General features: G+C 29.2%; 7 protein-coding genes. 4 read left to right on the top strand and 3 right to left on the bottom strand.

Going from position 1 to position 11,483, the window contains the following annotated elements; all coding sequences use genetic code 11:
• Window positions 1-17: 17 nt before the first annotated feature.
• From HMPREF0078_RS07300 to HMPREF0078_RS07285, 4 genes are all read left to right on the top strand, one after another.
• On the top strand, window positions 18-2,123 hold the full coding sequence (locus tag HMPREF0078_RS07300; protein WP_004839505.1) for a pilin N-terminal domain-containing protein: 2,106 nt from the start codon (window positions 18-20) through the stop codon (window positions 2,121-2,123).
• A 24-nt stretch (window positions 2,124-2,147) separates the two neighbouring features.
• The gene (locus HMPREF0078_RS07295; protein WP_004839504.1) at window positions 2,148-3,389 is read left to right on the top strand and encodes an MSCRAMM family protein; all 1,242 of its coding nucleotides are present in this window, start codon (window positions 2,148-2,150) and stop codon (window positions 3,387-3,389) included.
• 146 nt (window positions 3,390-3,535) lie between these two features.
• Complete coding sequence (locus HMPREF0078_RS07290; protein WP_004839503.1) at window positions 3,536-4,477, top strand: hypothetical protein; 942 nt, start codon at window positions 3,536-3,538, stop codon at window positions 4,475-4,477.
• Between the two features lie 196 nt (window positions 4,478-4,673).
• On the top strand, window positions 4,674-6,194 hold the full coding sequence (locus HMPREF0078_RS07285) for an RNA-binding domain-containing protein (protein ID WP_004839502.1): 1,521 nt from the start codon (window positions 4,674-4,676) through the stop codon (window positions 6,192-6,194).
• Between the two features lie 512 nt (window positions 6,195-6,706).
• Here HMPREF0078_RS07285 and HMPREF0078_RS07280 read toward each other — a convergent pair.
• From HMPREF0078_RS07280 to HMPREF0078_RS07270, 3 genes are all read right to left on the bottom strand, one after another.
• On the bottom strand, window positions 6,707-7,423 hold the full coding sequence (locus tag HMPREF0078_RS07280; RefSeq protein ID WP_004839501.1) for a TraX family protein: 717 nt from the start codon (window positions 7,421-7,423) through the stop codon (window positions 6,707-6,709).
• 427 nt (window positions 7,424-7,850) lie between these two features.
• Complete coding sequence (locus HMPREF0078_RS07275; RefSeq protein ID WP_004839500.1) at window positions 7,851-9,812, bottom strand: sodium-translocating pyrophosphatase; 1,962 nt, start codon at window positions 9,810-9,812, stop codon at window positions 7,851-7,853.
• Between the two features lie 389 nt (window positions 9,813-10,201).
• Window positions 10,202-10,861, bottom strand: coding sequence for a YitT family protein (locus HMPREF0078_RS07270; protein WP_004839499.1), 660 nt, complete (start codon window positions 10,859-10,861; stop codon window positions 10,202-10,204).
• Between the last annotated feature and the right edge of the window lie 622 nt (window positions 10,862-11,483).

Here is an 11,483-nt window from a genome sequence, read left to right as displayed (position 1 = left end):
ATAAAAAGGAGAAAATTATGAAACACAAAATTTTGTCATTTTTAACAGCATTCGCAATGGTGTTCGGAATAGTTGCAGCACCTTTTGTAAATGCTAGTGCGGCTGATGATGAAAAAACAGAAACCGTAACAGTTCATAAAATCTTAATGGACAAAACATCATTTAACGCATTTGATGTAGGAACAACAGGTAAAGATGGTACCAAATATGATGGTAACAAAATAGCAAATGTAAAAGATTTCTTTGTTGCCAAAGAAAATACAAAAGGTACAGCTACTGAAATAGAAGGAGCATATTTCGTAGTTAAAAATGCAGATGGTACTAAATTCATCAAAGAAGACGGTACAGAAACTGACAAAGAAGAAGAAGCTCTAAAAGGTAAAACAACAAAAGATGGTTTAGTATTAAATACATCAAATCTAAAAAAAGGAACTTATAAAATTTATGAAGATCAATCTAAATCTTCTTATAAGAATGCTGATGGGCAATCAATTTTAGCAGATGCTAAAGCAGTTCCTATAGAAATTGCACTTCCATTAGTTAATGATAATGGAGTTGTAAAAAATGCTCACGTTTATCCAAAGAATACTGAAGATAAACCATTAATTGACAAGAACTTCAAATATGAACAAGGAAAATCAAAAGTAGCAGAAGGATATAAAGCTGCAGATGAAGGTGCAGGTGCAGAAGTTGGAGCAAAATATGAAAACTCTGATAAAACTAAAGCTACAGTAACTTCAGAACTTGGAAAGAAGATTCCATTCGAAGTTAAAACAAAAATCCCAGCAAAAGCTAAATATAAAAAATTAGTTTGGGATGACCAAATGGAAAAAGGTCTTGTTTATAATAAAGACTTAACAATTTCTGGTCTTAATTTAGAAAAAGGAACAGATTATAAAGTATACGAAACAAACAGAGGATTTAGACTTGTAATGCAAGATTCAGGTCTTAAAAAAGTTGAAGAAGCTGCAGAAAAAGGTGAAGTTGAATTAACATTAACATATTCTGCACATCTTGATGGAACAGTTAAACCAGATCAAGTAAAAGAAAACAATGTAACATTTGATTACAGCAACAAACCAGGTGATGAAAATGAACCACCAGAAACAAAACCTGCTGATCAAAAAATAAAAGTTTCTAAAACATGGGCAGCAGATGGTCCGGAAATAACAGAAGCTGATAGACACGTTAAAGCAGTATTTACACTTCAAGAAAAACAAAATGACGGAAGCTGGAAAGACGTAGCAGAATACGAATCAAATTATAAAGAAAACTTTGAACATGAATTTACTGGTCTAGATAATGCTAAAACATATAGAGTAGTAGAATCTGTGTCAGGTTATGAACCACAATATCAAAAAACTACTGAAGATGGCAAAGTTGTAATAGTAGATAAAATTGACAACGATAATCCAAAAACATTAAAACCAACTACTCCAAAGGTTGTTAATGGTGGTAGAAGATTTGTAAAAACTGATAGCGAAGACACACCAAACAGACTTGCAGGTGCTGAATTCTACGTTAAAGATTCTACTGGTAAAAAATATCTAGTAGCTAAATCATCAACAAAAGCTGATGCTGAATCTATTGATGTATCTGAAAAGAAAACAGCACTAGATAATGCGGTAAAAGCTTATAATGAGCTTTCAGCTGAACAACAAAAAGGCGAAGCTGGAAAAGAGAAAAAAGCAGCTATAGATAAAGCTCAAAAAGAATACAATGAAGCATTTGTAAAAGCAGCACAAGCTTATGAATGGAAAGAAGCTACTACAGCTCCAACTGATGCAGTTGTATTAGTATCTGATTCTGAAGGTAGACTAGAAATTACTGGTCTTGAATATGGCGATTATAAACTTGAAGAAAAACAAGCTCCAAAAGGATTCGCTAAACTTAACGGAACAGTTGACTTTAAAGTAGAAAAAGGTTCATACGATAGCAAACAAGCAAAAGGAGAACTAGACTACAAACAAGAAGGTACTCAAGTATTTGGTAAACAAATCAAAAATAAATTAGTATCAATCCCACAAACAGGTGGAATTGGTTCAATCATCTTTGTAGTTGCTGGTCTAATGATTATGGGACTTGCTGCTTACAAAATGAAAGCTAACAAAGAACAAGCATAATATTAACTAAATAGAGGAGTTACTATGAAAAAGTTCAATAAAAATTTAATATCTTCCATATTTCTTATGGTAATATTACAGCTAGTTGCTCCTCTTTTGGCTTATGCTGAAAGCGGAAATAGCCTAAGAATTAATACAAATTATACTGATGAAAATTCCAAACAAATCGTAGTTGATTATGTTGATTATTGGAAAGTTCCTGATGAAAAAATCGAAAATATCGAAAAACCAGAAAAACAACTTGATCTTATTAATTCTTATAAGGACAAGTATGATGAGGAAATTTCAAAAGATTTGGGAGAGATGAAAACTTCTATCAAATCAGAAGAAAAAAATGGGATGGCTTTTGCTTTAATTGAAGGCTTGGAAAAGGGAGTATATCTTTTAAGATATAGATCAAATGATCCATCAAGACCATACATTCCTTTCCTAGCAATCATTGACGAAAACACTGAAAATACTCTCACAATTTATCCAAAAAAAGCTCCTGATACCCTAACTCTTACAAAAAGGGACAAGGATGATACAACAAAAGTCCTTTCTGGAGTTGGTTTTAATGTGATAAATAAAAAGGGCGAGATTCTTAAATTTAACAAAATTAAAGATGAAAATGGCAATGAACAATTGACCTACTCCCCAAATGGGAAGATAACAGAAATTTTTACAGACCAAAAAGGTCAAATTAAATTATTTGGCTTAGAAGAAGAGGTAAAGTTTAAAGAAACCAAACCTTTGGAAGGTTATAAGAAAGATGTTGTAGAAAGTGAATTTAAAAGATCAGGAAGTATTGAGCTTTTAAACGAAAAAGACAAACCAGAAAATTATTTCTCATTCCAAAAAATCGACGGAACTAACAACGATCCACTTAAAGGTGCTATCTTTAAGGTTCAAGAAAAAACCAAAGATGGCTACAAAGACTTGGAAGAAAACGGAAAAGTCTACACCCTAACAAGTGGCGAAAACGGAGAATTTAAAACAAAAAATCTCCCTTACGGCGACTACAGACTAATTGAAACAAAAGCCCCACAAGGCTACATTCCAGAATTAGACGCAGTAGATTTTACAATTGGAGAAACTTCATCAAACAAAACAATAAAAGTTAAAAACTACAAACCAACAACCCCAGGCCCAAAAGGAGGAAACAACAGATTAAGCAAAAGAGTAGACGCCATGGCAAAAACCGGCGACGCAACAATCTACCTAATCCTACTACTAGGCCTACTAATGATAGGAGTTGGAGTAAAATTTGTAAGGGCTAAAGAATAAAATATAATAAGAAAAAAATAAACTACCTTGCTTGGCAGGGTAGTTTTTTTGTGGAATTTAATATAATATTATAAATTATTTTTCTTCTACATATTTTATTAATAATTTGTATTTATTATATATGAAATGAGACAAAGGAGGATATCATGAATTCAAATAAAAAAAATTACTGTAAAAATTATATTATAGCTAATACGTTTTTATGGATTTTCTTGTTGTTTATTAACTTCATTTTGTATATATTGTTTAAAAATTTACAAAATACTGACAAGATATATGCTATGTTATTAATTATTATATTAATAATTGTATTAGCTTTTAAAAAATATATGGATAAAAAATTAAAAAGTTCTAAAATTTTTAAGAAAAGTAAATTAATTTATGAAGAAATGATGGATTATTCTAATATTGTTCTTTTATTATTTATATTTTTATATATAAAAAGTTTGAACAATATAATTTATATAGATGAAAGTTATGGGCTTATATATAAGATTTGTGTAATTTTACCATACATTAATTTCATGATTATAATATTATTTTTCTTTAAGTCATTTGATCTTATTAGAAAATATATTTTATGTATATCTTACAAAAAATTATTAATATTCGGTTCTTGGATTTTTTTAGCTGGAATAATAAGTATTAATAGTTGGCAAATAATATCCTTGTTATTCGCCTTTATTTCTTTATGTATTAATTATGATAACTATAGTTCAATTTATAAATACATATTTAAAGAAACATTAATTATAAATTCAATAAGAAAGCAAGAACTAAAGGATAAATTTGCATTTATGAGAATAATACTAGCTTTTCTTAATTTATTTATTTATATATTAATCATACTAACACAAAACTCTAAAATTACTCTTGATTTATATAGGTTTTTAGCTATAGATGATATAAATAAGTTTCCAAATTTTGTAAAAATATTTTTCCTCGGTGTTGATAGAATTTTTATAATCTTAATTATTTATTGTCTTTTTGTATTCCGTTATAAAGATAAATTTAAAAATATATTAAAAAAACTAATGAATTCTGATAGTTTTTTAGATTTTCCTTTTAAGTTACTGTTTCTTAATTAATATAGAATAAAATTTTAATCTATAGTATATTTAATATAAGCTGGTAATGGTCAAAGATAAATAAAAAATTAATATAATAATTAATTCGATACGTTATAATATCATATCTAAAACCAGTATTGGATTTTATTTGAAATTAATTTAATTAGGTCTTTTATTTAGTAAAACATAGTTTTTGAGTCAGGAGAATTTAATAATGAATTTTGATAAATTTTTAGATAAGGCAATTAAAAATGGTGAAGATGAACATATAGAATTTAAAGAAGCAAAAAATGATTTTCCTAAAGATGCATTGGAAACTATAAGTGCTTTTGCTAATACCGATGGTGGATATTTAATTTTAGGCGTTAAAGAAATTGCAGACGGCAAATTCGAAGCAGTTGGTGTTAAAAATATAGATAAAGTAAAAAGTAGAATGTATGATTTATTATTGCAACCAAAAGCTATAAATTATAATCCCATTGATTTTAATGATGTAAAAGAAATAAAATATAAAAATAAAGATATAGATTTATTGATAGTTCCTATACCTAAGATGAGTTATTCTGAAATGCCAATATTTTTAAAAGATAATGATAGATATACTTATAGAAGAATTGGAAGAGATGATTATTTATGTGATAGAAAGACTATAGAGATGATGATAAGGGACTCTCTCGAAATATCTTTTGATAGCAAAATTATAAAAGGCTATTCTATAAATGATTTTGATATTGATACTATAAATGAATATAGGTATAAGTTTGAGAAAGGAAAACCTGAACATCCTTTTAATAAACTAAGTAATATCGACTTTCTCATTAAAATTAATGCTTTAAGACAATCAAGACATAATAGTGATATTGAACCTACAGTAGCAGGTCTATTAGTTTTTGGAAAGCATACATCTATTAAAGAATATTTACCTCACTATAATGTTGAATATATTAGTAAAAAAGGTAATAAAAAGAATTACGGTTTTATTGACAGATTGATATATGATGGAACATGGGGAGAGGATAATTTATATAATTTTTTTAATAAAACGGCAGACAAATTGTATCTTACTGTAAACGAATCTTCAGAGATATTGTCTGATTCTATAACTAGAAAATCATCTTCTAAATTTAAAATTGCAATTAGAGAGGCTTTAGTAAACTCTATAATACATTGTGATTATCAAGTTGATTTAGGGATAGTTATAACTAGATATTCAGATAATATAACATTTAAGAATGGTGGCTCTCTTAGAATAAGTAAACTTGATTTTTTCAAAGGGGAGCATTCTAAACCTAGAAATTATTATATACAGGAAATATTTAGATTGGTAAATTTATGTGAAAAGGCTGGATCTGGGGTGCCTAAAATAATGGAAGCTGTAGAATATAATAAATATAGATATCCATCTTTAATTACTGAAATTGATAAGTTTGAATTTACTCTTTGGGATACTTCCATTATTGATAGCTTTGATATAAAAAATGAAATAGAAAGGAATATACTTGAATTCATTTTAGCACACAAAACAGCTACAGTTAATGAAATTGTAAATAATTTAAATATTCATAGAAATACATCTTATAAATATTTGAATGGACTCAAAGATAAGGGGATATTATATCAATCCAAAATAGGAAATAAATATGTGTACATGATAAATATTAATAAGGATTTTGCTAAATATAGTGTTATTGATGTCATGTATTCTATGATTGATGTATTGAAAAATCATATGTAATTATATAACTTTTATTGGATTAATAAATTTATAGTAAAATTATATAATTAAATTAGCTTTATATTTTTAAAAATGATTAATGTTAATACAAATGTGAAGACAGATGTGAAGACATATAATTATGATTGTTTGCTAAATAAATTAATAGAACATTAATATTTCAATGTTTTATCAAAAATAACTGTATCAAGATGTGAATTAAAATGAAATCTGTGTGAAGATAGATGTGAAGCAATAATGGAATATATATTTACTCAAAAGTGCCAATAAATCTGTTAAATTCAACAATATCATAAATTGTATCTGATTCTAATTATTTTAAAAGAAGATTATTGTGAAGATAGGTGTGATGGTATTTATAAGTCAAGTTAGAAAAAACTATGTATTTATTTATGAACTAAGATAAATAATTAGAGAAAATAATTGTTATTTTATTTTTTTAGCGAAAATAAGATATTTAAATATAAATTTACCCTAGATTTATTAGGGATAAATTTATATTTATAAAATATCTACAACCCAAACAAAAACCTACAAATCCCAAGTATAAGCAAATGTACTGGATAGAACAAATAATTGAACCATTTATTTTGCTTTCCTTTTTCTCCATTGTAAAAATTAATGGTTGCAAAGCCCAAAATTGCATAAACTTCTTTTATTATTACAAGGTATGCCAACAGGCTTCCAACTAATCTTTTGTCGTAGAAAAGGTAGAGGATAAAAATTATTATTATGGAATAATAATCGTAGTCAAATGATAGGAGAGTTGCTGATATTGCGCTTATTGCAACGATTAGTATTGAAAGAAAAAGCCAAAGGTATTTGTTTTTGATTTTTTCTTTTAATTTATCAACAACCATCAAGGTCAAAAGTCCAAGGGCAAGGGCCCACATTATGTTTTGTGATCTGTTGTTTATAAAAACTTTTGATTGAAACATATCGTAGGGGATTTCTGAAATTACGGCAAAAATTAAAAGATTTCTTAGATATTTGAATCTTGATTTTGTTTTGTAAAAGCCTTCTACAATCATAAAGGCAAAAATCGGAAAGGCAATCCTGCCTAGTATATCAAAAATCATTGATATTGTAACTAGGGGTTGTTGGTAATTTAGTTTTGGTGTAATGATTGCCTTGTTAAAATGGTCGATAAACATTGAAATAAAAGCAATATATTTCATCTGGGCACCATTTAATTGGAATTTTTTCTGTATTTGTTTAAATTTTTTCATTTTCTATTCCTTTCTATTTTTTAATTGTATATTTTAGTAATTAAGTTTTTTATATTATACTATATTTTTTCTTGTAAATAAATATAGTATTTTTTATTGCTTATGTTGAAGATTCAAATATATAAACTTGTGATTTGTAATGGAAAATATAAATATTAATTATCAAAGTCTTAAATTAAAATTTCAAAAAAGGGATTAATTTGCACTTAAAGCTAATAAAAAAGATTTTAAAAGAAAGAATAAATTGTAATATAAATTTAATTCAAGAGCTATCTCTATTCATTATATTCGATTGAGATGGGTAATAGTTAGTTTTGTTTTTTAGAATATTAAGTAATTATAAAATCCCCATTAGATTTAATAAAAAAATGGAAAAAAATAAGCTGTTACAAAATACTTACATTTTGTAACAGCTTTTATTTTTATATTAGATAAATAATCCTGCGCATACTACAGATACTACTGTAATAAGTTTTACTAGGATATTAAGTGATGGGCCGGATGTATCTTTGAATGGATCTCCTACTGTATCACCTACTACTGCAGCGTGGTGGGCTGGTGAGTTTTTGCCGCCTTCTGCTCCAGTTTCTATAAATTTCTTTGCATTATCCCAAGCTCCACCTGCGTTTGACATAAAGATTGCCATTAATACGCCTGTTACTAGGGCTCCTGCTAATAGTCCTCCTAGGGTTTCTGGTCCAAATGCTTTTCCTATAAATAATGGTACTACGATTGCTAATGCTCCTGGTATTACCATTTCTTTTAGGGATGCTCTTGTTGAGATGTCTACGCATGATGCGTAATCTGGATTTTCTGTTCCTTCTAGGATGCCTGGTTTTTCTCTAAATTGTTTTCTTACTTCGTTAATCATTTCTGTTGCAGCTTTTCCTACTGAATTCATTGTCAAAGCTGAGAATAAAAATGGTAACATTCCTCCTACAAACATTCCTGCGACTACTTTTGAATCTAGTAGTGATAGGTTGTCAAGGTTTAGTGTGTCGGTGTAGGTTACGAATAATGAAAGTGCTGTTAAAGCTGCAGATCCAATTGCAAATCCTTTACCGATTGCTGCTGTTGTGTTTCCTACTGAATCAAGGCTGTCTGTGATTTCACGAACTGATTCGTCTAGTCCACTCATTTCTGCGATTCCACCGGCATTGTCTGAAATTGGGCCGTAAGCGTCAACTGTTACTGTTGTTGCTGTGATTGATAACATTCCTACTGCTGCAAGGGCAATTCCGTACATTTGCATTGTGTGGAATGAAACTAAAATTCCTATTGCTATAAGAACAATTGGTCCTACTGTTGAAAGCATACCACTTGATAATCCTGCGATTATATTTGTAGCTGCTCCTGTTTGACTTTCTTCTGCTATTCTTTTTACTTGGCTATATTTTTCAGATGTAAATACTTCTGATAAAAATCCTATTGCAATTCCTACAAGTATTCCCACAATTATACAAATTGCTGCTTTCATATTTCCAAAAAATATTGGTGAAAGGATAAATGATGCTACAAGAACAATTGCTCCTGATAGATAAATTGTCATCATTAATGCAGATTGTGGGGATTTTTGTTTCTTTCTTAGGAATAAGAATGCTGCAAGAACTGATGCAAGTATTCCTATTGATGAAAGTACAAGTGGAAATCTAATTCCAGCATCTCCAAAGATTGAAAAACCTAGAACCATTGATGAAAGGATTGCTCCTGCATAAGATTCGAAAAGGTCAGCTCCCATTCCTGCAACGTCTCCTACATTATCTCCTACGTTATCGGCAATAACTGCTGGGTTTCTTGGATCGTCTTCTGGAATTCCTTTTTCAACTTTTCCTACAAGGTCAGCTCCAACGTCTGCAGCTTTTGTGTAGATTCCTCCACCAACTCTTGCAAAAAGTGCTACTGAACTTGCTCCAAAAGAATATCCCATAAGGATTGTTGGGTCTCTAAAGATCAAATAAACAATTCCAACTCCCAAAAGTCCAAATCCTGTTACTGCAAATCCCATAACAGATCCACCAGCAAAGGCAACTTTAAGGGCAGATGGAAGTCCACTTTCCATAGCTTCGTTTGTACATCTAGCATTTGAGGCTGTAGAAATTCTCATACCTACATAACCTGCTGCCATTGATAATAAAGAGCCAAGGATATAACAAATCATGGTATTAATGTTAATAAAAATTGCTATAAGAATTGAAACAATAATTACAAAGATAACAACGTATTTATACTCACGAGATATAAATGCCATAGCTCCTTCTTTAATATTTCCTGATATAGTTCTCATTCTATCATTTCCTTCGCTAACTGGAAGTATATTTGTTTTAATTTGAAGTCCCATAAAACAAATAGCGATAACTGCCACTATAACAGGTAGTAAATCAGATAACATAAATTCCTCCTATTATTAAATTTTACTCTTATTATTATATAACATAATATTGATATAAACAATCATTTTTGAAAGAAACTTGGAAAAAAAGAAGAAAAATTGTCTAAGAATTTTGTAAAAATTTTAAAAATCAAAAAAATTCAAGGAAAATGTAAAGTATTATATAAAAATAATCCAGAGATCTATCGACCAGATAAACATTCGTCTGCTTCGGTTGTTTATCTTTATTTATCGTGCAGAGGAAGCGGAGAGATCTAATTAATTAAAAAAATCTAGGATAAAAGTGCGTATATTAAAGAAAAAAATAAGAAAAGTCCTTGCGAAAGATAAAATTATATATAAAAAAGGATATTTCAAAATACTTGATACTTTGAAATATCCTTTTTAAATTAACCTTTTGCATGATTTAAATTTCCTTGGCATACTTGCCAGGCTGGTATTTCCATTTTTAATTCGAATTGTCCTATCAAAAATGATGAGATAATTGTTGTTAAAAATGAATATATTAGGTGGTTCATTGGGATGTATATTAAAGAAAGGGCAAGAACTACGTAATCTGTAAACAAGTAGGCTCTTGATATTGGCCATTTTGTTTTTTTGGAAATTGTCATTGCCAAGGCGTCATCGCCTCCTGCACATCCTCCGGCTGTAACTGCTATTCCACAGCCACATCCTATAAATATTCCACCAAATATTGCTGCCATTAAGGGCATATCGTAAAGACTTGGAATCACTGGTCCAATAAAATCAAAAATCCAATAAAAAACTGCAAACATTATTGTTGCTACAATTGATTTTTTTAAAAATATTCTTCCAAGCATTGAAAAGCCAAGGGCATAACATAAGGCATCCAAAATAGGTGTGGTGTAGGCAAGATTCATATTAAAGGCTTTTTTTAAAAATAAGCCAAGTCCCAAAACTCCACCTTCAGTTATTTGTGCTTGTTCGTGGATATTTATTACTCCAAAGGACATAATTGCACAACCAAGGGAAATAATCAAAAATTCTTTTTTTGTAACTTCTAAACTTCTCAGAAATTTTCTGAGCATAAATTTTCACTCCTAATCTGGCGATTAGCAAAACAAAAAAGACTGCTGTCTTAGTAATAACTAATCGCGCAATCTTCGGCTGGTGTTGATGCTTTTTTGTTTAGATTATTTTTTCTTGTAAAAACTCTGAGCTTATAGAAGAATTTAAGGTCAAATAAATCCCACATCAGGCACTTATTTGGCAAGGTTCAACTCCCACGAATCAGATAAAAACTACCGATAAAAAACCGGCAACCACCGTTTTACAACAGTTCTTCGTATATTATAATACCTTGTTTTTGTAATTTGTAAAGTTTTAGGGTTTTTGCTTAGAATTTAAAATAAAATAATAAACAAAATGATATAATAAAGATGTTATCGTACCCAAACTGGTAACAGTTGGGAGGTGAGGTTATGGAAAAATTCGGTACCATTTTAATATCTGTCGCAGGTAATGTAATAGCTCATTATATTATCAAGTGGCTAGACAGCTATATAAAAAACGATAATTAGCACAAAAAAGACAGGAGCAGCCACTCCTGTCTTTTTGTTTGGTCATGGATATAACTCGGTACCATGCTCAATATTATTATATAAGTTTTTATAATATTTTCAATTTAATAGTTTAAGATTTTTTAAAATG

The sequence above is a fragment of the Anaerococcus vaginalis ATCC 51170 genome (assembly GCF_000163295.1).
GTDB classification, from domain to species: Bacteria; Bacillota; Clostridia; order Tissierellales; family Peptoniphilaceae; genus Anaerococcus; species Anaerococcus vaginalis.
This window is presented reverse-complemented; position numbering and strand designations above follow the sequence as displayed.